This is a genomic window from Lactiplantibacillus pingfangensis, from assembly GCF_005404945.1.
Taxonomy (GTDB): Bacteria; Bacillota; Bacilli; order Lactobacillales; family Lactobacillaceae; genus Lactiplantibacillus; species Lactiplantibacillus pingfangensis.
Genome location: NZ_BJDG01000004.1, coordinates 21,205 through 44,835, shown reverse-complemented (window position 1 = coordinate 44,835; position 23,631 = coordinate 21,205). Strand labels below are relative to the sequence as shown.

Here is a 23,631-nt window from a genome sequence, read left to right as displayed (position 1 = left end):
AATTCTGTTTCCAAATAAATATAATTCAATGAAACAAAATGGTTGTTTTCATGTTTACGGCTTGCTTAGAGCAAATGAGCATAGTAGCGAATATAAGATAGAGTTTTGTTTAAAAAGAAACAGAATTATAATTTTATTACACGGCCTCAACGTTCCTGAACAAGATTTGAACCGAATCCCTCATATTTTTGTCAGTCAATCTGATGCGAATAGTGGGACGGTATCATTATGCTTGTTTAGAAATAAAAAAGAAAAGCGAGAATTCAAATTCGGAGACAATCTCCGGGAAACCATAATTCCTTGGATACAGGAGTGGCTTTATTTTTATGAACTTTATTTAATTACTGGAAAGTGGTATGGCAATGGTGAACATCCTGAAAAATCATGACAATCGAGTAATACGTAAATATAGATTTTTGATTACACGAATTATAGGACCTATCACGGTGCTAGTTATCTTGGCAGATGTGACAACAATTAGTATCCCTAGAAAAATAGTATTTGCTATTGGAGAACTTATTCCGATGATTAGTGATAAGTGGAAGTCCCTAATTGGACAGATCCCGTTAGCATATTTTCCATTCATTTTGTTGTGCTATTTTGTACTGTATCTAGTTGTTATTCACAAAATTTTAGGACAAAAGCAGATTCTTCCAGCTAATCATTATTTTCTTGTACCTTCTTGGATGATTAAGTGGGCATCTTTTATTAATCGGCAACATTCAGGAAGCGCGACAAGTATTCCAACTTGGCAATTTTGTGAGTATTTATACTATCAGTCAACCTTTGGTTGGAGAGAAATGACACTTGAAATTCCAGAAGTAATGCCTGCCGAATCAAATGTTGAGGTCACAATTACTGTAAGCAATCCAAGTCACTCAGAATTAGATACATCTGTACTCTCGCTAGTAGTTTCAGATACTTATCCGGCTGATCTCAAAAGTTTGCCATGTTTTGTTATTGATCATAGATATGAGGTTTTTCAGACTATGAAAGATGGTCAGGTAGATCGAGTTAGGAGATATAATTCTGACTTAGTATCCGTAATTGTTAAACGAGTACGGCGTGCAGAAACTGAAGGCGTCAAATCACTATACTTACTTTTGAATACCAATCCAAAACAAATAAGTGAAATATTTCGTGAATTATTTACTGATGCGGGAAGAAACCCAATCGAGCACTTGTATGTTTACGAAAGCCAAAGTAATCCACCATATCATTTCTTACATGCACACCGTATTTTTTGATTTGTGGATATGGAGATAGAAAAACATATAGTTTCTTGAGGTGAACTTTCTGAATGGATTCTTCCATCTTGGGAGGCTCATATTTTTGCGTTAATAGTTGTTATCTTAAAGATGTATTGGCATATGTGGCAAAGATTTTTATCAGGTTGAAACGTGACGGCATGAACAGTATTTTGATAAATGATGCCTGAATTATTCGGAAGGTCCTTTAAAAAAGTACAGTTGCTCAAGGGTGTCAGGACTAGTGAATTATAATCGTTGCTTGTAACAAAAATTAGAGTATTGTGTTTAGAAAAAGTCAATAGATTGTCTTGTTTTTCAATTGATGGATGTTTTTTAGTTTATATGAGGTGGGATTAGATGTTGAATTGAGAATACCGGTATCAATATTCTTTTCCCGGGATAATGAACTTTACTAAATAATACAACATTCCATATTGACATTCCCCCCAAAAATGAGTACCTTATAACACAAGAAGATAAAAGTCATCTCGACCTTTATCTTTTAAACTAATAAAAGTAAAAACTACTTTTATTGCAATTTGGGGGATTCTTATGCAATTATTGAAGGAATACCGGTTGTTAGCCATCATTGGCACAGCCTGGTTGTTTGACGCGATGGATGTCGCGATGTTGTCTTTTATCATGCCACTAATTAAGACGGAGTGGCATTTAGCTCCGGCACAATTAGGATTAGTTGGTGCAACGACCTCATTGGGGATGGTCGTGGGTGCGCTGATTTGTGGCGCTTTGGCTGACCGGATTGGGCGAAAAAATGTTTTGATTTTAACATTAGCCTTATTCTCAATTGGTAATTTGTTATTAACCGTAACGCCAAACATTGCGGCGTTTATCGCGGTCCGGTTCTTAACTGGGATTGGTCTTGGTGGTGAATTGCCAGTTGCAGCTACTTTAGTTGCAGATAGTTATCAGGGTACGAAACGGTCGAAGATGTTAGTACTCGCGGACAGTTTTTGGGCAATTGGTTGGATTGTGGCCTCATTGCTTGCATTCTGGGTCATGCCAGTGATTGGTTGGCGGTTAACCGTTTTAATCACGGCGTTGACGATTTTATACACGCTATTGTTACGGCGTCATTTGCCAGATACGCCGATCGAACCACAAACGCGGCCGTCATATAAGACATTATGGCGAACGCCAGTCTTTCGAAAGAAGACGTTATTGTTGGGAACACTTTGGTTCATTGTCATGTTAACGTATTACGGGATGTTTTTATGGTTACCGAGTCTCTTAGTCATGCGTGGCTTCTCAATTGTCCACAGTTTTAGTTATACCTTGTTGATGAGTTTGGCTCAATTACCAGGTTATTACTTAGCAGCTTATCTCATGGGTAAAATCAGTCGTAAGTCAGTATTAACGATTTATTTGAGCGGGACGATTGTGAGCGCTTTGGCATTTAGCTTAGCCAGCAGCAACTTTGCCGTCTTAATGAGTGGCGCTTGGTTATCATTCTTTGATTTAGGGGCATGGGGAACTTTGATTGCCTTGACACCTAGTCAATTTCCACAAGCCATTCGTGGCACGGGAATGGGGGCGGCGCAGTCGATTGGTCGCGTCGGCGCGATGATTGGACCGTATGCAGTCGGAGTTTTATTACAAATGAAGACGCCGTTAACTGGTATTTTTGGCAGCTTTGTTGTCCTACTGTTATTAGGAATTGCGATCCTAACTTGGGGGATTCAGGATGTCGATGCTCAGCGGAAAGAAGGCGTTTCTGGTGAAGCTAAGGCCTAGACAAATTCAACCAGCAATTACTAGTTTTCTAGTGGAAGATCTCGGACGCGGTGATATCAGCACATTAACTTTGCCAAACCGGCGAGTCACCGGTGAGATTGTCGCACGTGAAGCTGGGATAATTGCTGGACAAGTATTGCCGGCAGTCGTCTTGCAGACGGTAAGCAATGATAGCCATTATGAACAAGTTATCGCGGATGGTGCTTGGGTGCAGGCTGGAACGGTCATCGGTCGCGTCACGGCACCAGTCGTCGACCTATTAGCGGGTGAACGAGTGCTGCTTAATTTGATGCAACGGATGGGTGGAATTGCCACGGCTACGCATGCGGCGATTGAAACGTTGAATGACCCTAGTATTGCAGTACTGGATACCCGCAAAACATTGCCAGGTTTACGACAATTTGACAAAGCCGCTGTGGTTATTGGTGGTGGCCAGAATCATCGCTTTGGTCTGGATGACGCCGTGATGATTAAGGACAACCACTGGGCGTTGATTAGAGATTTACCAACCACCATTCGACAATTACGTCGGCAAATTGGGCCGACGAAGTTCATTGAAGTCGAAGTGGAGACAGAATCACAATTACAAGCTGCGGTGGCTAGCCAGGTGGATATGATTCTGATTGATAATCAAACCCCAACGACTGTTCAGGCGTGGCGACAATTGATTCCGACACCAATCAAAGTCGAGGTTTCGGGTGGCATTACGCCGGCAACGTTGGCACAGTATGCACATACTGGTGTTGATTACATTTCGCTGGGGTATTTAACACACAGTGTGAGGGCATTAGATTTGGCACTGGAAATTGAAGCTTAATAATCGGTTTTTCATGTGATAATCGAATACTGATTCGATGGTCAGGATAAATGATGCCGGCTATAGTTTGAAAATTCTAAAAGCGTCACTCACTTTTTTTCGTGAGTGACGCTTTTAGTAAGTTTAGGCGGATGCATTCAGCTTATCGGCCTGAGCCAACATGTGATAGGTGGCTTCAAATACTGGGCAAACGTCATCGGGAATCGCATAATCATGGGTTGTTTGACGTAATTTTGCAAAATTATGATCTAATCGGTGTCCTGCACTGGCATCAGCTCGCAGCTGAACGTACTGGTCACGGACCGTAAATACTTCTGGATGATTTTGACCATGGGCATTCGTGATAGCGTGAGTATAAAAATCTAATTTGTCGTAATGGGTTGCTAGATAAGCTTTAACAGTTGTCATATGAACCACCTCTTGTATTTGATGAGTCAAGTATAAGATGGCAGCCGGTTAAATAACTTGATGGCAGTCAAGCGGGATGATTAATCTTAATTTAGAAAAGTCAGTTGCGGCATTGTGGGGAAATCCGGACACGAGTAGAATAAAATTGTTGAAACTTTAGAATCTTGTATTTAATTTTCACAAAGGAGGGTGTACATATATTGACTGAAAATAATAATCATAGCGATAAAAACTATCCAATCGGCGAATTTGCGACCATTAATCATATCAGTGCCCGGATGCTGCGACACTATGACAAAATTGCGCTCTTTAAACCGAAAATAGTATTGGCGAATGGCTATCGTTACTACGCTTCTGACCAAATCCCAACGGTGGCACTAATTAAAAGGTACCAGGCTTGCGGCTTTACATTAGCGGAAATAAAAACGTTGCTCGATGCCAGTGATGCGAAAATTAAGGCTATGGCGAAGGCAAAGCAGCTGCAATTAGCGCAACAAGATATTGCCCAAGATAAGGCTGATGAGCTAATTTTAAAGTTGTTAGGATCCGATGATGATCATTTTCCAAACGAGTACGTGGTTGCCACAACCCAACAGCCGGAACGTCAGTTGGTCTGTAGCGAGCCATTAGCGGACGAAAGCAAAATTGATGCCGCGTTTGATCAGCTTTATCGCAGGATCGACAATGCGGACATTAAGCCGATGGGATTACCGATGTTACTCAGTGGTGCTGAAACGGCATTGTATCAAGCGGCTGTCCCAGTTCAGTCGAACGACCTGGCGACAAAATTAACGCCACGAGTATTGCCAAGTGGCAGTTATCTTTCAACGATGCATTATGGTGATTATGACAGCATCGGCGCAGCATATGATTGCTTATTGCGTGAGGCCGAGCAGCGACAACAAGTGCCAGTCTGGCCCTTTATTGAACGTTATTTCTTAGATCAAACTTACACGACGACTCCCAACGATTACATTACGGAAATTTCCATCAAAGTAACCCCTTGACCTTAACACAGTGTCAAGGGGTATTCTTTTTTTGAACCAGAAAGGAATACGATGATGAAACCGTTAAGAATCGTCTTATGCTTAGTTTTACTGTTGTTAAGTGGCTGTCAGATCAATCGAAAGGACGCAACAATGACAACTAATTATTTTCCACCAGAAACGGCCCAACATGAAGGAACTTGGTTGACTTGGCCGCACCGATACACCTATGGCCGTGGCTATCGAAATGAAATCGAACCGATTTGGATTGCGATGGTCAAAGCCTTGGCACCAGGCGAAAAAGTGCATATTGTGGCATATAACGAGAAGGAACAACGAAGAATTTCGAAATTATTAACGAGACAACATATTGAGATGCGCCGTGTAGATTTCACGATTGCCAAAAGTGATGATGTTTGGTCGCGTGATACCGGACCAATATTTATACGGAATGCTGCCGGTAAGCTTGCAATCGCCGACTTTGGCTTTAATGGTTGGGGTAAAAAGACGGCTTATCAGCATGACAACCAACTCCCAGAAGCTGTTGCTAAAAGTAAAAAGCTCCCGATCATACCGATTTCAAAATTTGTCCTAGAAGGGGGTGCGGTGGAACTTGATGGTCACGGGACCGCGATGTTATGTAAAAGTTCAGTATTGAATGATAATCGCAATCCCGAGATGAGCCAAAGCACGGCGGAAGCGAACCTGACAAAATATTTTGGCGTGACACATTTCATTTGGCTTACCGGAGTTACTGGTGAGGATATTACGGATGCCCATATTGATGGTATGGCTAGGTTTCTCGATGATCGGACTATCTTAACGGTGTCCAAGGCCGACTTCGCTGAGTTATATGATGGCATTAAAATGAAAGATTATCAGGCGTTACACACCGCTACGAATGCCCAAGGTAAGCCGTATCAAGTCGTGACGTTACCGATGACTGCTAAAAACGTGCGTGGCTTAGATTATAAAGGCAATTATCTTAATTATTATGTTGGTAATGACGTTGTGCTAGTTCCAACTTATCATGATAAAAATGATCAGGTTGCCATGAAACTTTTAGGGCGGCTTTATCCAACCCGAAAAATGGTAGGAATTGATGTGACCGAATTATATCAATACGGGGGCATGCTTCATTGTGTGACACAACAGCAGCCACAGAATTAGTAAGCAGTATGCTGATGCTATAAAAATAGCAGTGTGGGTTGCAATTTGTAAACGTTTGCAGTACGATTGTCCTTGTTGAAGGATCATTACTCCTCGGAGGTGTCACCTTCTAAAGAAAGTGTTGCAGCAATGCAGTAGCGTTCTTTGGATTTGGTGTAACACTTTCGGGAATTTTTTTTTGAAGGGATGATCCATGATGTTGAATATTTTTAAACGAGAAAAAAAGATTGAACTTTTTGCGCCAGTAAGTGGTACGTTCGTTGCACTGACTGCGGTACCAGATAAAGTTTTTGCGAGTGGCATGATGGGAAAAGGAATTGCGGTAAATCCAACCAGTGATATGGTAGTCGCACCTTGTGTCGGTAAAATAACGCTTTTGCCTGATTCAAAGCATGCATTTGGCATGAAGACAGCTAATGGTGCTGAAATCTTGGTTCATATTGGCCTTGATACAGTTAATCTAAAAGGTGAAGGATTTGAGGCAATGACTCAAGCCGGGACTAAAGTTGAAGCGGGAACGCCTATCATCAAATTTGATCGTGAGCTGATTGAACAAAAAGGTTATCCGTTGATCACAATGTTGTTAGTGACAAATAGTTCAGATTTTGAAGTAGACGTCAGTGAAATTACGGAGGTAACTGCTGGAAAGACCAGCGTCGTAACCGTAACCAAATAGTTAAAGGTGGAGGGGTTACCATGAAGGCTATCAAAAAGATTAATAACAACACTGCAGTTTGCCTTGATGCTGATAACCACGAGTTGATTGCAATTGGCCGAGGTGTTGGTTTTCCTGAGATGCCGTATGAAATTTCAGATATGAAGCAGGTTGAGCGGACATTTTATGATGTTGATTCAATGTACATCGATCTTGCGAGTCAAATTCCGGAAACTGTGTTGAATGTTGCTATTAAGATTGTTGATATGGTACGACTACAGATTACGGAACCGGTTAGTTCAAATCTGGTTTTTACACTAGCGGATCATGTTAATTTTGCGATTGAGCGTCGAAAGAAAGGTATCGTGATTACAGCGCCATTGCAGTATGACGTTCAGAATCTGTATACCGATGAATACAACTTGGGATTGCGAGCATTAAAAATTGTGAATCAGGATTTAAAGGTTCGTTTGCCAGAAGAGGAGGCCACCAATCTGGCGCTACACTTTATCAATGCTGAAACAGTGACTGTGAAACAACTTGAAAATCAAGATAATAATACATTAATTAATCGAATTACTGAAATTATTTCTGGTTATTTTAATCTATATATTGATAAACATAGTTTTAATTACTCTAGGTTCGCCACACATTTGCAATATTTACTGAAGCGTCAAAGTCGTGGGCAAGGAATTAAAACGGAAAATAACGTAATGTACCAGGAGATGGTTAAACAGTTTCCTGATACTGATAAATGTGTTCAAAAGATTTCATTGTTTTTGAATGACGAAGCGAACATGCAATTATCCGATGAAGAAAAATTATATTTAATGTTACATGTGAATAGACTTTGCTCACGCGAGGATTTGTAACCTATGCGGGCATCACCCTCTAGCAAAGATTAGACACACCATACGATTGACTGTTTGGTGAGAATGTCTAGTTTTTGTTAGGGGGATTTTTATTGGAATTTGGCCTATCTCAAAAAATTATATTGAAGTTATTAGTAACTGGGAGTTGATGATATGAAAAAATATGCTGAATTATCGAGTAATGTACTAGAACTGATTGGTGGTGCACAAAATGTCTCATTTTTAACTCATTGTGTTACTCGTGTCAGAATAAATGTAAAAGATAAAAGTTTGGTACAGGATAAAAAAGTCGAAAAATTGGATAAAGTTATTGGGACACAATGGTCTGGCGAGCAATTTCAAATAATTATTGGTCAAGGAGTCGAAACGGCATATGAAGAGATTTTAGCGGAAACAGGATTGCATGGAAATGATGCTTTAAATGATGCTGATGATACAGAAAAAAAGAGCGGAATAATTAATCAAATATTTGATGTTCTGTCTGGAACATTTGTGATGTTTATTCCCGTTTTAATTGCCGCAGGGATGATTTCGGCGTTATTGTCACTTTTAACTACTTTTGGTTTAGTGTCAGCTAAAGATCCAACGTATATTGTATTTTCAGCCGTTCAATCTGGAATATTCTTTTTCTTACCGATTTTTGCGGGCTATGCCGCCGGTACGAAAATGAAAATGAATCCGTTTGTTGGTATGGCTTTGGGGGCAATTCTTTGCTATTCAACGATTAATGGTGCAAAGGGCCTGGCAATTTTTGGCATTAAATTAATGTCAATTACGTACAGCTCAACGGTATTTCCGATTATTTTAGGTGTTTGGTTTATGGCTTACGTTGAAAGAGGATTGAAGCGAGTCATTCCAGATATGTTGAAAACAATTGTGGTACCGGCAGTGACATTACTCTGTGGGCTAATTGCGACATTATTAATATTAGGACCAATTGGTGCGATTGCTGGGATTTATCTCGGGAAATTTATTACCATGTTGAACACTTATGCAAGCTGGTTTGCGCCGGCGCTAATTGCGTTGATTTATCCAGTGATGGTGTTCACTGGTATGCACTATGCGTTGATACCGATGGTTGTTGCGGCGCTTGCTAATCCTGGCTATGACACACTCTTGATGGTTGCTGGTTTTATTAGCAATATGAGTGAGGCTGGAGCAGCGATGTCAAGCGCTGCGTTAGCAAAGAATGCTAGTAAACGTGCCGAATTGTTAACAATCGGTGTAACAGCGTTGGTTGGTGTTACTGAGCCTGCGTTATTCGGTATAACCTTACGAAACAAGAGAACGTTAGTAAGTGTTGGTGTTGGCGGTGCATTAGGGGCTTTATTTGCGGGATTATTTTCTTGTAAGGCGTATGGATTTGTAAGTGGTTTGCCATCTTTGCCTTTATTCTTGGGAAAGACTGGTTTTGTGAATTTAGTAGTGATTATCATTGCTATTTTGATTAGTTTTTCAGTTACTGCAATATTGAATTACTTACTTAATAAGAGGGGGACTACAAATGACGCAATTTCCTAAAAACTTCTTATGGGGTGGCGCAATTGCTGCAAATCAGGCAGAAGGTGCATTTGATCGTGATGGTAAGGGTGTCTCAATTCTTGATGTCATGTCAGTTGGTTCTAAAAATCAACCGCGCCAACGCCGTTCTTTAGATGATCAAACTGCTTTTTTCCCAAGTCATGATGCGATTGACTTTTTTGATAAATATGAATCAGATATTGCGTTATTAAAACAATTAGGTATTAAATGCTTGCGCACATCAATTAATTGGACACGTATTTATCCGACGGGTGTCGAATCTGTGCCAAATGAAAAAGGGCTGGCCTATTACGACAAATTGTTTGATTGTATGATTAGAAATGGAATTACGCCAGTTGTAACTTTACAACATTCAGACACGCCAATTTATTTAGCAGATCATTACGGTGGGTGGAAAAATCGGAAAGTAGTAGATTACTTTTTAAATTACGTCCGTACGATTTTTAAGCGTTTTAGAACTAAGGTAAAATACTGGATTGTGATTAATGAAATTAATTCTGTCAATTTTGTGACATGGTTTGGCGCAGCTGGTGAAAATCTTACTGAATCCGAGAAAGAGCAAGCGTCGTATCATTTATTATTGGCAAATGCGAGTGCAGTTAAAATTGGAAAATCAATTAATCCTAACTTTAAAATTGGTGGAATGGTGACTGATTGTTACAGTTATCCGTATTCATGCAGACCAGAAGATGTTTTGCTATCGGTTCGAGATAAGCATAAAAATATCTTTTTTGCTGATGTGATGGTCCGTGGTTATTATCCAAGCTATAAGATTCAAGAATTGAAAAGAAAAAGTATCAGTATTAAGCAGGAAGCTGGCGACGATGATATGTTACACGCGGGAACAATCGATTTTTTAGCGTTTAGCTATTATTCGTCACATGTTTCATCAACTCAAAAAGATGAAGTGATTCAAGGTAATCTATTGCAAAATATTATTGGAAAAACGAATCCTTATCTCCAAACATCCGACTGGGGGTGGCAAATTGATCCGTTAGGGTTGAGAACATCTTTAAATGATTTTTATGATCGATATCAGATTCCATTATTTATTGTTGAAAATGGCCTAGGGGCCGTTGATAATATTGACGATAATAATTATGTTGAGGATGATTACCGTATTGATTATTTAAAACAGCATATTCAGGCGGTTAAAGACGCGATTGATTATGATGGTGTGAATGTGATGGGATATTTAGTTTGGGGCATTATTGATATTATTTCTGGGACGACGGGTGAAATGGCTAAAAGATATGGGCTTGTTTATGTGGACCGAGATAATTATGGTAAAGGGACAGGCAGACGATATGTAAAAAAGTCTTTCGATTGGTATAAGCAAGTAATCAGAACAAACGGCGAAAATTTATAAAGTTCCAAAAAACGCTTAAACAAGTGATTTTAAAGGCACTTGTTTAAGCGTTTTTGATTACAAATCATCCCGATGCAGCAACGTAATCGCTTCGCCCTGTTCGCGCCGCAGATCAATATTCTCTTCGCCCCAAACGCAGAGCTGATGCAGTACCCCCGACAAACTGTGTCCGTAGTCCGTTAACCGATAGTCAACCCGTGGCGGCACTTCTTGATAAACGTGGCGTTGCACAATATTAGCGGCTTCTAACTCCCGTAATTGCTGTACTAACATTTTCTGAGAAATTTGTGGAATGGCACGCTCCAGCTCGCTAGTCCGCATTGGTTTTAAGCGTAAATGGCAAAGAATAATGGACTTCCATTTACCACCGATAACTTCCATTGTTGCTTCAACGCCAATCTGATAAGTTTTTTCAGGCATGTAATTTCACTCCTAATTCATACTTACTTTTTAGTGGGTATACCACTTTAAAGTCGGTACTTGTTCTTAAGTTACTTGCTAGTATAATCAATATTTATCACGTTAGCAAGTACAGGAGGAATTTTAAAATGAGTCAAAAAGTAAATCCAACCTGGACACTTTTAGCACTCGCGATTAGTGCGTTTGCGATTGGGTCCACGGAATTTATTAGTGTCGGCTTGATGCCGATGCTCGTTAGCAGTTTTCACATTGATTTGGCCCAAGCCGGGTTAACGGTTTCGGTCTATGCATTGGGTATTATGGTCGGTGCCCCGGTGATGACCTTATTAACTGGTCGTTTAAATCGTCACCGCTTGATGATGCTCATCATGGGATTATTTATTGTGGGCAACTTATTGGCGGCAGTGGCACCGACATTTAATGTGCTATTGCTAGGGCGGATTATAGCGGCGTTAGCGCACGGTATTTTCATGACGGTGGCGTCGGTGATTGCGGCCGATGTCGTCGCACCTGAAAAACGCGCGTCTGCGATTGCGGTCATGTTTACCGGCTTAACCGTCGCAACAGTAACTGGGGTGCCATTGGGAACGATGATTGGTCAACTCGGTGGTTGGCGTTGGTCGTTCATCTTTATTAGTGGCATTGGTGTCTTAGGCTTATTGGCGGACTACTGGTTGATTCCACGAAACTTGCCATTACCGACCAAAGCGACTGCCCGTGGGATTATTCGCGTGCTAACTAATCCACAATTGTTACTCGCTTTGTTAGTCACTGCACTAGGTTATGGTGGGACATTCGTGGCCTACACGTATTTATCACCTTTATTGGAACAATCAATGGGTTGGTCGGCCAGTGCGGTGGTCGTGATTCTCGTCGTCTATGGCTTGATGGTTGCGTTAGGCAATACATTGGGTGGTCGTTGGGCCAATCAACGGCCGTTAGTCGCACTGTTCAAAATGTTTGTTGGGTTATTGGTGACATTATTAGTCTTGGCAGTCACCGCGCACAGTCATTGGTTGGGACTACTGACCGTTCTAGTGATGGGAATCTTTGCTTTCATGAACGTGCCAGGCTTACAACTCTACATTGTGCAATTGGCGGAAATTCACACGCCACAAGATATTACGATGGCGTCGGCTTTGAACATTTCCGCTTTCAACGTTGGAATTGCTTTGGGATCAGGAATTGGCGGTCAAGTCACGACCCAATTTGGTTTAGCCTGGACGCCGGTCTTTGGGGCGTTGATGGTGGCCGTCAGTTTGATTCTGTTGGCCGGTTTGATCTGGTTAGCACGACCAGTTGAAAATGAGCTGCCTGAGGATTGCGAAGATTAAAGCAGAAAATTTCATTAAACGGGTGACTAAAATTGGCTCTGGCAAAACTGTCAGGGCCTTTTTATTTCCATGATAATTAAAAAAAGGTAAAGTTCAAAAAATAGTGTCATACCGCTACTGATAACGGTTGCAATCGCCAATATAAGGGCTAAAATTAAGTTAGGGACAATTAAAATGAGTAGGGGGGAAGAATACTCAGAATTGTGAGCATTCGTAGATTATGAAAAAATTATGGGCAGTTGCATTAGTTGGGGCATTATTGTTAACCGGATGTTCTGGAAACAAGCAGCAGCAAGCTTCTAGCAAATCAAGTGAATCAGTCAGAAGTGCTAAAAAGGTCACTAAGTCAACTAGTGTGAAAAAATTGACTAAGGCTGCGGCCGCTACCAAATCAGCCAACGCCGTTGAATCAAGTCGTCAGGTGGACTCAGTGACAAGTCAGTCAAAGGCAGTCAGTCAAGCACCAGCGAGTTCTCAGGCGTCGTCACAAGCTGCCACTCAGGCCAGTCAGTCGACAACGCGTGCGCGCCAAGCAACCACAACTTTGTGGAACGCGACTAAGACGCAGCAATTATCCGCATTTATGAAACAGTGGCAAACTGCCATGGGTCAAACTTATCAGGGCACTTATGATGGCGCTAATCCTAATCATCTCGGGTTTGTTTTCCCATATGCAATCACGAGTGGTGAGATGGCCGGCCGGGTCAGCTTGGGTAATCAACCAGTTAACTTAACCTGGTCAACTAATGGTGAAAATGGTCAGGCTTATCAGGTTGTTGCTGTCGCAACTGGCAATAAAACCAAATTAGGTTTCCCAACCACTTATCTATTCTGTTTACACAATCAACAGCCAGTGGTTTACATGTCACAAACGACTAACGGCAATATCTTCTACATTCAAAGTACTCAGAATGCCGAATTGCAAGCCGGTTTTGCAAACATTGTGAATGGTCAAAATTAGAAATTAAAACTGGTGCTAATTATCTTTTAAAACTGATCAGAATACCGTTATGTGTGATGACAACAACATAACGGTATTTTTTTGTCAAAACGCTTGTGCCACGCAACTGATAACGATTGCAAAAAATAGCACAAAGGTTAAACTGAATACAAGTCAATTAAATGAAGTAGGGGGGAGAATGCTCAAAGTGGGCGAGCATTCGCAATCAATATGAAAAAATTATGGCCGGCGGCACTAGTCGGGGCACTTTTATTAACGGGATGTTCAGGTAAGCTGACTAAACAAACTAGCAGCAGTAAAACGAGTGAGTCAACTAGCGTGGTGAAAAAGTCGGCGAAATCGACGTCATCAGCGACTAGTCAGGCAAAATCGACAAGTAAGGTCACCGTCCAATCGGCGACTAAATTGAAAAAGACCGCGACAACATTATGGAATGCTAGTAAAGAAAAGCAATTATCAATTTTCATGCAGTCATGGCAAACGAAGATGGGGCAAACTTATGAGGGAACTTATGATGGTAAGCAACCTAATCATCTCGGCTATATTTTTCCTAAAGCCATTACTAGCGGTGAGATGAACAATCGGGTGAGCTGGGGCAATCAACCGGTTGACTTGTCGTGGTCAACGAACGGCGAAAATGGCAAAGCGTTCCAGATTGTCGCAGTTGCGACTGGCAATAAGAATGGTAATGGTTACCCAACGTCTTACTTATTTTGCTTGCATAATCAGCGACCGGTCGTCTTTATGTCGGAAACGACGAATGGCGATACCTTCTATATTCAAGATACGCAAAACGCTGAACTTCAAGCGGGATTTGCTAAAATTGTCACTGGCGTCAAGCCAGCAATTAAAACGGATGCGAGCTTGAATGCAGATGTTGAATCGGCGGTTAACGCCTCACCACAACGGATGCCAGCTGGGTACAACGGGACATGGTACTATAAAGATGATTATGCGATTGAAACGATGCCCGCACTTAAGGAAAGTGAGATAAAGCTAACTGTTGTCGACAACATGACGCCCAAGATGCTGAATATTAGAGGAATCAATCAAACTGCCGGCGACGGGACTTTCGAATACTTGCGTTATAAGTATTATGATGGTCGACAAATTCCGGTTATGATGATTGCTGGTGGTGCCGGCGTCTGGTTTTATGGTAACGGGTATAATAGTCGCACAATCGCAACTCAACTGGATGGGTTAAAATACGGTGACGAAACTAAAACCCAAGATGAAGATACAGAATAATTGATTAAGTAACTCGAATTTATCAAAATTCGGGTTATTTTTGTTAAAGTGAGTTTGGTTAGTCAACCCAAGCGCATCCCGTGATAAAGTGTCGTATAATGAAACTAATCTAATAATGTAGGGGGAAACTCATGAGTGACTCAACGCGTCTTTTAAATAAATTCCAACCAAAGCACTACAATATCTATTTGGATATTAACCGTGCACAGAAGTTAATCACTGGTCAAACGACGATTACTGGTGATGCTAAAGTTAAAACCATTAGTATTAATCAAAAAGGGTTAACCGTTTCAGCGGTCAAAGCTGATGGTCAAGCGGTAAGCTTTAAAGATAATCCGGCCCAAGAAGCCATTGATATTGATTTAGCCAAAACTGGTGATGTGACCTTAGTCATTGATTACACCGCAGCGTTAACCGATTCAATGATGGGAATTTATCCTTCTTATTACGAAATTAATGGTGAAAAGAAACAAATTATCGGGACTCAGTTTGAAACGACCGCGGCCCGTCAAGCCTTCCCATGTGTTGATGAACCAGCGGCAAAAGCCACGTTTGACTTAGCCATCAAGTACGATGAACATGCTGGCGAAACGACAATTAGTAACATGCCAGAGCTTAAAGTTGAAGCTGGTGTGCACTACTTTGACACGACGGTTAAAATGTCGACTTACTTGATTGCCTTTGCTTTTGGTGAATTGCAAAGTAAGCTCACCACGACTAAGAGCGGGGTTAAAGTCGGCGTTTTCGGGACGAAGGCACATCAAGCTAACGAACTGGACTTTGCCTTAGATATTGCCAAACGTTCGATTGAATTTTATGAAGATTTTTATCAAAAGCCGTATCCATTACCACATTCATGGCAGTTGGCCTTGCCAGACTTTTCTGCCGGTGCAATGGAAAACTGGGGCTTAGTCACTTATCGGGAAGCATACTTGCTCCTTGATCCTGACAATACTGCTTTAGAGATGAAGCAACGCGTTGCGACCGTGATTGCCCATGAATTGGCGCATCAATGGTTTGGTGATTTAGTCACCATGAAGTGGTGGGACGATCTCTGGCTAAATGAAAGTTTTGCCAACATGATGGAATACGTGGCCATTGATGCGATTGAACCTGATTGGCACATTTGGGAAACGTTCCAAACGTCCGAAGCGCCGGCTGCATTGCAACGTGATGCGACTGATGGTGTTCAATCTGTCCACGTTCAAGTCGAAGACCCAGCGGAAATTGATTCCTTGTTTGACAGTGCCATTGTTTACGCGAAGGGTGCGCGGATGCTAGTGATGGTACGGGCACTAATTGGTGACGACGCGCTACGCAAGGGTTTGAAGCAGTATTTTGAGGCCCATCAATATGGTAACGCGGCGGGCGCCGATTTGTGGCAAGCACTGGGCGATGCTTCTGGGATTGATTTAGGTACCCTGATGAAGTTGTGGCTCGAACAACCCGGCTATCCAGTGGTGACGGCAGCGGTTGTGGATGGTCAACTGACCTTAGCGCAACGCCAGTTCTTCATTGGCGATGGTCATGACGCTAACCGTCAATGGCAGATTCCATTGAACAGTAATTATGATGCGGCCCCACAAATTTTGGCCGATGAACGGGTGACGCTTGGTGATTATGCCGAATTACGGCAAGCTGCGGGCAAACCGTTCCGCTTAAATGTTGGCAATAATTCGCATTTTATCGTTAAATACGATCAAACGTTACTTGACGATATTTTGGCCGATACCGAGAATTTAGATGCGATTTCACAATTACAAACGTTACAAGATTTGCGGCTCTTAGCTGAAGGTCGTCAAATTTCATACGCAGCTGTGGTACCGTTGTTAGCGCGGTTTGCGAATAGTGGTTCAACTGTCGTCAATGTCGCGTTATATCGGGTTGCCGGTGATTTGAAACGCTTCGTTGATCCTGATTCAGAAGCAGAACGCCAATTGAAAGCTTTGTATGATCAATTAAGTCAGGCTGAAGTGAAACGTTTAGGCTGGACTGCCAATGTGGACGATGCGATTGATGACCAATTGTCACGACCAGTGGTTTTAAATGCGGCCTTATACGCTGAAAATGCTGGGACGATTTTAGCGGCACATGAATTATTTGAAGGTCAAGCTGGTCAATGGGTAAGCTTGCCAGCCGATGTTCGAATTTTAATTTTGCGGAATGAAGTCCAACATTTTGGTAATACCGCTTTATTCGAAACGTTATTAAAGGCTTATCGACAAACCTCAGATGCCAGCTATAAAGCTGATATTTGCACGGCTTTAACTAGCACGACGGATACCAAGCTGATTGCTGAGTTGATCACGGCGTTTGAAGATGCTGATACCGTTAAGCCACAAGATTTACGGGCTTGGTATCGCGGTGTCTTGAGCAATCCGGCCGGTGAACAAGCTGCTTGGGATTGGATTCGAAATGATTGGGCTTGGCTTGAAAAGACAGTCGGTGGCGATATGGAATTCACGACTTATATTACCGTGACGGCCGGTGTTTTCCGGACTGCCCAACGTTTGGCCGAATTCAAAGCATTCTTTGAACCTAAATTGAACACACCAGGATTAACGCGTGAAATCACGATGGATACGAAAGTGATTGAAAGTCGGGTTAGCTTGATTGAAGCCGAACAAGTTGCTGTGAATGCCGCGGTGGCTAAAGCAGTTAAATAGCGATTGACTTAAAAGTTGTCTCATTAAATTGAGGCAACTTTTTTAGTGAGACACAAATTTTGAACGCGGCTGTTGGCAGAATTGTGATAACATCTAGGTAACTTTAGGATAGCTGTAAGAAAGCAGGGAAAATGACAATGAATTTTGATTTTTCAGACGAAACAACCATTAATTTAGGACAACCAACGGCGCCGCATACCTTAACCGCGATTCTCAATCTCGGTTGTAAAGACACGCAAGCGTGGTGGTTGCCCAATGTTGAGGCATTATTTAAAGCAGTCGATGCAGGTGAACTCTATGTACATCTGAAATTTTGGAACAAAATCAAGGAACCGCTTCGCAATGGTAATCTTGCTAATGGTTACATTGATTATCAACACCCAGAGCAAGCGCTGACTTATATTGAGGCCGTTTTCCAGGCACAAGCAGTGTTGCGTGACTTACCAAATGAGTCGGTGCCAGCATACTTGGAAAAGACATATGGCGTTAAAACCGCTGCAAACGCGGCTGTCGTGAAAGCAACCATCGACCGTGAAGTGGCTGATAATGGGATTACCAGCTTGCCAACCTTGATTTTTGATGGCCAGGTCTATTTTGATGAGCAACTTGTGCCACTTTCGACCTTAATTTAAGCAAAATTTAGTCACCTGATTATGGGTGGCTTTTTGTATGTCGTATAAATATATTTGTAGCGCGCTTTAATGGCAACTTTCAAGCCAGTTTCATATACTTAAAGCGAAATATGAAAACGCTAACAAGTTTGCGTGAGGACGGTGACAGTGATGGATTGGGAATTAATCAATGCGTTAGGCTATTTGGTGCTGGTGGGGCTAAGCATCCGGTCATTTATCTCATTCGTCGCGGTGGTGCTATGGTTGATCCGTCAATTGGGCGGTCGACTCATTGACGCCCCACAAGTGAACCGATTATGGTTAAAATTACCTTTGAGCGTGCGATTACAGCAACAACATTCAGAACTGCGACTTGCCAATTTGGTGAATGGTGTTGGTGGGTATGTGATTTTGATGGTTGGCACTAATTATTATTGGACTGCGGAACAGCTGGATGCCGGTGCTCTGGGCTGGTGGGCGTGGGGACTGATTGGCATTTTATTAGTTATCAATGGTTATCAGCGCTGGTATTTTCGCTTTTTTCGGCGACATCCGCTATCATGACAAGTTCCGAACGTGCGATTCGGTTTTGAATGCAAGTGTATAATGCTTATTATGACAAATTAATTTGGAGTGATTCAGTGTTAACACGGCTTTCGAAAAGGATTGTCTGGTATTTTGCTGCCAGCCTATTTTTGTTAATTAATTTTTGTAATTTAGTTTATTATGATCAGCATTATTGGCCATGGCCATTAACGCCCTTACGAGTGGTCGGCTTGAGTTTTGGTTTTATTTTGATAACGATTGCTGGTATTTGGCTATTAAGATTGTTATGGCCACATCTGACCGGTCACTGGGAGCCTTGGGTATTGGGATTGGCCTTAGTGCTTCGAGTTGGCTGGGTTTTAGTGGTTAGAACGCCCCCGGTGCAAGACTATTTATCATTACATCAAGCTAGTATCGCGTTTGCGCAGGGCGTGGCCAATTTTGCGACGAGCAACCGTTATCTCGCTAATTATCCCTATATGCTCGGATTTGTGCTCTATCAAGGCAGTGTCATCAAGCTATTTGGCAACTCGTTGTTGTTATTACAATTATTAAATAGTTTGTTTAGTGTCATTACGATTTATTTTGTAGGCAAAATCAGTCGGCAATTATACGGCGAACGCGCCCAAATTTTAGCGCTACTCATGATGACGGTGTATGTTCCTAATGTCGTGGCAACTTCGGTCTTAACTAATGATATTTTAGCCGTGATGTTTTTTATGGCGGCGATTTGGCTACTAATCGCCCGGCCATTAACGTGGCGAACTGGTCTCGCGATTGGCTTGTTAATGTTTCTCGGTAACTTCATTCGGCCACTGGCAACAATTATTTTGTTAGCGGTGACACTCTATGCCGTCTTGATTGCGTTACCAACCCATCGACATAAGTATCGTTATTTACTGGGATTAATCAGTCTATTATTAACCTTCGGCGTCGCCACCGTGGGAAGTAATATGGTGGTACAAGCGGCCAAATTAACGCCACAGTCGATTGTGACGACCAACACGGCCTGGAAGCTAGCGGTTGGGTTGAATTCAAAGACGGATGGCAAATGGAATGAAGCTGATTATGCCGTCGTGGCAGCGGGGAAGACGGCTGCCGAGCGGACTAAATTATCCCAGAAACTGTTAAAACAACGGCTGGCACAACCTGAAAAATTACCGGGATTAATGGCGAAAAAGTTTGCCATTATGTGGGCTGACATTGATACCATGACTTCATGGGGAACGAAACAGACGCGAATTCCCGCCATGATTGTTGATGCGCTCTGTATCAGCCAACGGGCGATGTATGTGATTCTAACCGCATTAGTCAGTTTGACACTGTTAAAACGGCCTCGTGGCGCGGCTAATTTGATTATGATCTTGCTAATTGGGTATATTTTAATTCATCTCGGAATTGAAATTCAGACGCGCTATCGGTATTTTGCGATGCCGTTGATGGTGATTTTGGCAAGTGGTGCGCCGGCATTATGGTCGGTTAACTGGTCGGATAAGTAATAAGTTGGCTCAGAATGGGAACCTTTCGACATGTAATCACTCGTGATTGCGACGGATTAGTTGCTGGGATGACGATGATATGTTACTTTTAAATAGTAATGGTTACTATTTAAAAAGTGAGGCGTTTAAGATGGAAAAACAAGATCTTGCAAGTGCTCGCCGGCGATTACGTAGTTCTAATTTAAAGTCGCGCAAGCGCGCTCTGAAAATTTTACACGATTATCGACGTAACTTGCGGAAAATAAACTAACACTCAAATAGTCGGCTAGCAGCGCGTTCCGTTGCTAGCCGACTATTTTGATGTGGTGCGAGATTAACGATTTCGCCGTCGTTTCTTAGTAATGGTCCAACCGATGACAATCATGATAATCATCAAACTAGCGCCAACTGTCGCGATAACGGGTGACTGAATTTCACCAGTTTGTGGTAAGCGGCTTGTGCTTAGGGCTGCTAAGCCGCGGGTTCGAAGCGTCTCAAGACGGGTGGCACGAACATTGTTGTTAGCTTGATGGGCGGCTGTAATTGCCGTATCAATTCGGCGCAAAACGAGTTTGACCGCTGCCGGTCGTTGCGAGGCTGGTAAGGCTAATGCCGCGTCTAAGTCAGATCCGAGTTGTGACGGTGACTCGGTGTCGGTCGTGGTCAATTCTTCAACTTCTGGACTAGGATCGGGCACTGCCGGCGTTTCGGGTTCAGGGTCTTCTTCACCGGGATCTGGTTTTTCAGGTTCATCCAGATCCTCTTCTTCACCAGGATCTGGCTTGTCAGGTTCCTCCAGATCTTCTTCCTCACCGGGATCTGGCTTTTCGGGTTCTTCCGGATCTTCTTCTTCATCAGGATCTGGCTTGTCAGGCTCTTCTAAATCTTCTTCCTCATCAGTTCCGGGCTTTTCCTCGTCTTCCTCCTCTTCGTCGGTACCTGGTTTTTCCTTCTCCTCATCCTCTTCTTCTGGTGCACTAGAATCTTGCAGGTCCCAACGATGAGATTCGGCATTGATCTGAACTCGATTAGCAATCAAATTGCCATCCATATTTTGGGTAGCAATCAAATTAGCACTTGGTGCCAGCACACTTCCTTGGAAGCAACCATTAAATTGAAGGGTACCAGTTAGTGGTTGTTGCTGATTGTGAAAGTTCCAAAGCAAGTGATTATCGCCGTAATCGTCGGCATCTTTGTTACTACGGGGCTCCTTGTCGTCTCCGTAGAAAACGATAATGGGACTGTTGCTATTGTAATTAGCTTGGCCTTCGGTATCGACATTAATCACAATGGTATTACCAGTGGCTTCGGTTGATAGACCACGAATGCGCAAGGGTTGAACAATACTTAAGACTTCTGCGGCGAGACTAATGACAATCTGACCGTTTTCGTCAGGTGTAAACTGCCGAATGTCGATTTCACGAGTGTTCATTTCAGGAAAGTCAGCGGCAGTATAATGCTTCTGTGGCGTTTGTTGACTGAGCGCCAAATTAGTTTGGGCTAACTTAGCGAATTCGCTATCAAAATCAATATAAACCTGCCCATCGCGATCTTGATAAACTTCATCAGCGTCTAGGTTACCCAAATGCACGCCATTAACCAGTGGCCGCTCCCGATTGCTAATATCAATCGAAATTCCTTCACCGAAAATCACTTTGTTATCACGGATATTTCCCGCGGACACGAAGGAACTGCTCGACAATTTGTCAATTTTTTGAATATAGGTGATATCACGATCGAGTAATTCTAGTACATTGGTCGTGCCGAAGTTGGCATTATCGTGTAACAGCGCAACCGCCAAATTGCCGGCTGTATGCGTGTGCAACGAGGCCTCACGCGCAAAAATGTGAAATTGTGAGGCAATCCCCAGAATGTTATTTAAATCGGGATGGTCGTCATAGACCGAACCGCCGGATGGAATCTCCTGGTTATCAGTTGGAGATGGTTCCGCTTCGGCTGTTGGTGTGACTGATTCAGCATCAGAAGGTGTTTCGGTATCAGTAGTCGTGTCAGTAGTTGTCTCATTCTCAGGGGCTGCCAGCGATTCAGTTGTCATTGAATCATTGGCTGGGGCGATGACAGTACTAGCTTGCTCATCGGTTCCTGTCGAAGTTTGGGCAATGATAGTGCCTTGCGTCGACAGACTCAAATAGCCGAAAGCGGTAATTGTCATCAGGGTTGTCGCTAATCCTTTTTTGACTTTAGGCCAATGCCAAATGCCTTTTCTGATTTTCATATAATTACTCCTCACTTATTAAAAACGGGGGGTGATGGTTAGCTGTCTGGACTTGAAAATTCCATAATGGTGCACCGCCTTTCGATTTAGTTTAAAGATAAACCAATGTGAACTCGCTCACATTAGTTATTGATTTTATAATATATATTGTTGATAAATATGTCAAATGTTATACTAACGATTAGAAATTTCATTTATCGCAGATACCTGATTGATCTAAAAAGGCACCCTCAAAAATTAATTTTGAGAGTGCCTCCTTAAGGTTTAAAGTAAGTGAATCTGGTGTGCTTCACATTGATCAATCATGGCTTGTGGCCAAAGTGCGGCTTGGACTTCGCCAACATGTGCCTTGCCGAGTAACAGCATGCAGAGTCGTGATTGTCCAATCCCACCACCGATCGTGAAGGGGAGCTCATCATGCAAAATGGCCTGATGATAAGGGTATTGGAGGCGATCTTCGGCATCGGCTAATTTCAATTGCTTAGCTAATGAGTCGGCATCCACCCGAATTCCCATGCTGGAAATTTCAAGGGCGAGTTGTAGTGGTTCATACCAGAACAAAATATCACCGTTTAATTGCCAGTCATCGTAGTCAGGGGCGCGACCATCATGACGCTTGCCACTATGAAGGGCGCCACCGATTTGCATTAAGAAGACGGCACCATACTTTTTAGTAATCGCATCTTCGCGTTCTTTAGGGGTCTTATCTGGATAAAGATCTTCCAATTCTTGCGTCGTAATAAAGTGAATTTCATCTGGTAAATGATGAACGGCTTTCGGGAACTTGTACCAAACTTCATGTTCCATATGCTTGATCACTTTAAAAATGGTTTTAACGGTTGCTTTGAGGGTATCAATGCTACGTTCGTCTTTGCTGATCACTTTTTCCCAATCCCACTGATCGACATAAGCGGAATGCAGGTTGTCTAAATCTTCGTCTTTACGAATGGCGTTCATGTTCGTGTACAGGCCGGTATGCATCTCAAAACCATAACGTTTTAGCGCAACACGCTTCCATTTTGCTAAAGAATGCACGATTTGAATCTGTTCATCAGGTAAGTCTTGCATGGTAAAGGAAACGGGGGTTTCGACACCGTTTAAGTTATCGTTTAAACCGGATGATTGGGTGACAAACATTGGCGCAGATAGTCGTGATAAGTTAAGTTCCTTGCCGAATTCAGTTTGGAAGGTTTCACGAATATAACGAATGGCTTGTTGCGTTTCTTTAACGGTTAACTTTGGATCATATGACTTGGGAATAATTAAATGCATAATAGTGTGCTCCTTTGGGTTTTGACTAAGATAAAACG

Annotated in this window: 22 protein-coding genes; 18 read left to right on the top strand and 4 right to left on the bottom strand. The window is 42.4% G+C overall.

Annotation, left to right across the window (positions count from 1 at the left end):
* The first annotated feature begins 28 nt into the window (after positions 1-28).
* The 4 genes from FFM74_RS02605 to nadC all read left to right on the top strand — a co-directional run bounded on the left by FFM74_RS02605 (position 29) and on the right by nadC (position 3,819).
* A complete protein-coding gene (locus FFM74_RS02605; RefSeq protein WP_171000636.1) occupies positions 29-388 on the top strand; it encodes a type II CBASS E2 protein in 360 nt (119 codons plus the stop codon).
* Entirely contained in the window at positions 357-1,247 is an 891-nt protein-coding gene (locus FFM74_RS02600) for a hypothetical protein (protein WP_171000635.1), read from the top strand. The genes FFM74_RS02605 and FFM74_RS02600 overlap by 32 nt, the downstream gene beginning before the upstream one ends.
* Before the next feature lie 555 nt (positions 1,248-1,802).
* Positions 1,803-3,002 carry an MFS transporter gene (locus FFM74_RS02595; RefSeq protein WP_137625074.1) on the top strand — a complete coding sequence of 400 codons (1,200 nt, stop codon included), beginning with the start codon at positions 1,803-1,805 and terminating at the stop codon, positions 3,000-3,002.
* The gene (gene nadC / locus FFM74_RS02590; RefSeq protein ID WP_223877143.1) at positions 2,986-3,819 is read left to right on the top strand and encodes a carboxylating nicotinate-nucleotide diphosphorylase; all 834 of its coding nucleotides are present in this window, start codon (positions 2,986-2,988) and stop codon (positions 3,817-3,819) included. Before FFM74_RS02595 ends, nadC begins: the two co-directional genes overlap by 17 nt.
* A 123-nt stretch (positions 3,820-3,942) precedes the next feature.
* On the opposite strand, the gene FFM74_RS02585 is transcribed toward nadC, so the two are convergent.
* Positions 3,943-4,227 carry an iron-sulfur cluster repair di-iron protein, ric gene (locus FFM74_RS02585; RefSeq protein WP_137625073.1) on the bottom strand — a complete coding sequence of 95 codons (285 nt, stop codon included), beginning with the start codon at positions 4,225-4,227 and terminating at the stop codon, positions 3,943-3,945.
* 200 nt (positions 4,228-4,427) lie between these two features.
* Between FFM74_RS02585 and FFM74_RS02580 the strand changes: the two genes are divergently transcribed.
* The 6 genes from FFM74_RS02580 to FFM74_RS02555 all read left to right on the top strand — a co-directional run bounded on the left by FFM74_RS02580 (position 4,428) and on the right by FFM74_RS02555 (position 10,821).
* Complete coding sequence (locus tag FFM74_RS02580) at positions 4,428-5,234, top strand: MerR family transcriptional regulator (protein ID WP_137625072.1); 807 nt, start codon at positions 4,428-4,430, stop codon at positions 5,232-5,234.
* Between the two features lie 132 nt (positions 5,235-5,366).
* The gene (locus FFM74_RS02575) at positions 5,367-6,383 is read left to right on the top strand and encodes an agmatine deiminase family protein (RefSeq protein WP_223877142.1); all 1,017 of its coding nucleotides are present in this window, start codon (positions 5,367-5,369) and stop codon (positions 6,381-6,383) included.
* Between the two features lie 199 nt (positions 6,384-6,582).
* A complete protein-coding gene (locus tag FFM74_RS02570; RefSeq protein ID WP_223877141.1) occupies positions 6,583-7,059 on the top strand; it encodes a PTS sugar transporter subunit IIA in 477 nt (158 codons plus the stop codon).
* Positions 7,060-7,079: 20 nt separating this feature from the next.
* Positions 7,080-7,910, top strand: coding sequence for a PRD domain-containing protein (locus tag FFM74_RS02565; RefSeq protein ID WP_137625070.1), 831 nt, complete (start codon positions 7,080-7,082; stop codon positions 7,908-7,910).
* A gap of 153 nt (positions 7,911-8,063) precedes the next feature.
* Positions 8,064-9,431: a PTS transporter subunit EIIC gene (locus tag FFM74_RS02560; RefSeq protein ID WP_137625069.1), complete on the top strand. Its 1,368-nt coding sequence runs from the start codon at positions 8,064-8,066 to the stop codon at positions 9,429-9,431.
* The gene (locus FFM74_RS02555) at positions 9,415-10,821 is read left to right on the top strand and encodes a glycoside hydrolase family 1 protein (RefSeq protein WP_137625068.1); all 1,407 of its coding nucleotides are present in this window, start codon (positions 9,415-9,417) and stop codon (positions 10,819-10,821) included. Before FFM74_RS02560 ends, FFM74_RS02555 begins: the two co-directional genes overlap by 17 nt.
* 57 nt (positions 10,822-10,878) lie before the next feature.
* Here the strand turns inward: FFM74_RS02555 and FFM74_RS02550 are convergent, their stop codons facing one another.
* Positions 10,879-11,241, bottom strand: coding sequence for a winged helix-turn-helix transcriptional regulator (locus FFM74_RS02550; protein WP_137625067.1), 363 nt, complete (start codon positions 11,239-11,241; stop codon positions 10,879-10,881).
* A gap of 128 nt (positions 11,242-11,369) precedes the next feature.
* Here FFM74_RS02550 and FFM74_RS02545 point away from each other — a divergent pair, with 128 nt between their 5' ends.
* From FFM74_RS02545 to FFM74_RS02510, 8 genes are all read left to right on the top strand, one after another.
* Positions 11,370-12,575, top strand: a complete 1,206-nt coding sequence (locus FFM74_RS02545; RefSeq protein ID WP_137625066.1) for an MFS transporter — start codon at positions 11,370-11,372, stop codon at positions 12,573-12,575.
* A gap of 220 nt (positions 12,576-12,795) precedes the next feature.
* Entirely contained in the window at positions 12,796-13,536 is a 741-nt protein-coding gene (locus tag FFM74_RS02540) for a DUF4767 domain-containing protein (RefSeq protein ID WP_137625065.1), read from the top strand.
* Between the two features lie 210 nt (positions 13,537-13,746).
* Positions 13,747-14,784, top strand: a complete 1,038-nt coding sequence (locus FFM74_RS02535) for a DUF4767 domain-containing protein (RefSeq protein WP_137625064.1) — start codon at positions 13,747-13,749, stop codon at positions 14,782-14,784.
* 131 nt (positions 14,785-14,915) lie between these two features.
* Positions 14,916-17,450 (top strand): M1 family metallopeptidase, encoded by a 2,535-nt coding sequence (locus tag FFM74_RS02530; protein ID WP_137625063.1) that lies wholly within the window; start codon positions 14,916-14,918, stop codon positions 17,448-17,450.
* 131 nt (positions 17,451-17,581) lie between these two features.
* Positions 17,582-18,082: a thioredoxin domain-containing protein gene (locus FFM74_RS02525; protein ID WP_137625062.1), complete on the top strand. Its 501-nt coding sequence runs from the start codon at positions 17,582-17,584 to the stop codon at positions 18,080-18,082.
* Positions 18,083-18,232: 150 nt separating this feature from the next.
* Entirely contained in the window at positions 18,233-18,625 is a 393-nt protein-coding gene (locus FFM74_RS02520) for a hypothetical protein (protein ID WP_137625061.1), read from the top strand.
* 77 nt (positions 18,626-18,702) lie between these two features.
* Positions 18,703-20,106 carry a glycosyltransferase family 39 protein gene (locus FFM74_RS02515; RefSeq protein ID WP_171000633.1) on the top strand — a complete coding sequence of 468 codons (1,404 nt, stop codon included), beginning with the start codon at positions 18,703-18,705 and terminating at the stop codon, positions 20,104-20,106.
* 130 nt (positions 20,107-20,236) lie between these two features.
* Positions 20,237-20,356, top strand: a complete 120-nt coding sequence (locus FFM74_RS02510) for a putative metal homeostasis protein (protein WP_137625059.1) — start codon at positions 20,237-20,239, stop codon at positions 20,354-20,356.
* A gap of 63 nt (positions 20,357-20,419) precedes the next feature.
* Here the strand turns inward: FFM74_RS02510 and FFM74_RS02505 are convergent, their stop codons facing one another.
* Together FFM74_RS02505 and asnA are read right to left on the bottom strand one after the other, a co-directional pair.
* Positions 20,420-22,321, bottom strand: a complete 1,902-nt coding sequence (locus FFM74_RS02505) for a collagen-binding domain-containing protein (protein WP_137625058.1) — start codon at positions 22,319-22,321, stop codon at positions 20,420-20,422.
* A 264-nt stretch (positions 22,322-22,585) separates the two neighbouring features.
* The gene (gene asnA, locus FFM74_RS02500) at positions 22,586-23,593 is read right to left on the bottom strand and encodes an aspartate--ammonia ligase (RefSeq protein ID WP_137625057.1); all 1,008 of its coding nucleotides are present in this window, start codon (positions 23,591-23,593) and stop codon (positions 22,586-22,588) included.
* Between the last annotated feature and the right edge of the window lie 38 nt (positions 23,594-23,631).

What these genes read in the sequence shown, in the direction of transcription:
- FFM74_RS02520 (WP_137625061.1), top strand. Translation starts at nt 18,233, where the DNA reads ATGGATTGGGAATTAATCAATGCGTTAGGCTATTTGGTGCTGGTGGGG.
- asnA (WP_137625057.1), bottom strand. Translation starts at nt 23,593, where the DNA reads ATGCATTTAATTATTCCCAAGTCATATGATCCAAAGTTAACCGTTAAA.
- FFM74_RS02560 (WP_137625069.1), top strand. Translation starts at nt 8,064, where the DNA reads ATGAAAAAATATGCTGAATTATCGAGTAATGTACTAGAACTGATTGGT.
- FFM74_RS02550 (WP_137625067.1), bottom strand. Translation starts at nt 11,241, where the DNA reads ATGCCTGAAAAAACTTATCAGATTGGCGTTGAAGCAACAATGGAAGTT.
- FFM74_RS02535 (WP_137625064.1), top strand. Translation starts at nt 13,747, where the DNA reads ATGAAAAAATTATGGCCGGCGGCACTAGTCGGGGCACTTTTATTAACG.
- FFM74_RS02585 (WP_137625073.1), bottom strand. Translation starts at nt 4,227, where the DNA reads ATGACAACTGTTAAAGCTTATCTAGCAACCCATTACGACAAATTAGAT.
- FFM74_RS02540 (WP_137625065.1), top strand. Translation starts at nt 12,796, where the DNA reads ATGAAAAAATTATGGGCAGTTGCATTAGTTGGGGCATTATTGTTAACC.
- FFM74_RS02525 (WP_137625062.1), top strand. Translation starts at nt 17,582, where the DNA reads ATGACAATGAATTTTGATTTTTCAGACGAAACAACCATTAATTTAGGA.
- FFM74_RS02510 (WP_137625059.1), top strand. Translation starts at nt 20,237, where the DNA reads ATGGAAAAACAAGATCTTGCAAGTGCTCGCCGGCGATTACGTAGTTCT.
- FFM74_RS02545 (WP_137625066.1), top strand. Translation starts at nt 11,370, where the DNA reads ATGAGTCAAAAAGTAAATCCAACCTGGACACTTTTAGCACTCGCGATT.
- FFM74_RS02530 (WP_137625063.1), top strand. Translation starts at nt 14,916, where the DNA reads ATGAGTGACTCAACGCGTCTTTTAAATAAATTCCAACCAAAGCACTAC.
- FFM74_RS02565 (WP_137625070.1), top strand. Translation starts at nt 7,080, where the DNA reads ATGAAGGCTATCAAAAAGATTAATAACAACACTGCAGTTTGCCTTGAT.
- FFM74_RS02605 (WP_171000636.1), top strand. Translation starts at nt 29, where the DNA reads ATGAAACAAAATGGTTGTTTTCATGTTTACGGCTTGCTTAGAGCAAAT.
- FFM74_RS02555 (WP_137625068.1), top strand. Translation starts at nt 9,415, where the DNA reads ATGACGCAATTTCCTAAAAACTTCTTATGGGGTGGCGCAATTGCTGCA.
- FFM74_RS02505 (WP_137625058.1), bottom strand. Translation starts at nt 22,321, where the DNA reads ATGAAAATCAGAAAAGGCATTTGGCATTGGCCTAAAGTCAAAAAAGGA.
- FFM74_RS02575 (WP_223877142.1), top strand. Translation starts at nt 5,367, where the DNA reads ATGACAACTAATTATTTTCCACCAGAAACGGCCCAACATGAAGGAACT.
- FFM74_RS02595 (WP_137625074.1), top strand. Translation starts at nt 1,803, where the DNA reads ATGCAATTATTGAAGGAATACCGGTTGTTAGCCATCATTGGCACAGCC.
- FFM74_RS02600 (WP_171000635.1), top strand. Translation starts at nt 357, where the DNA reads ATGGCAATGGTGAACATCCTGAAAAATCATGACAATCGAGTAATACGT.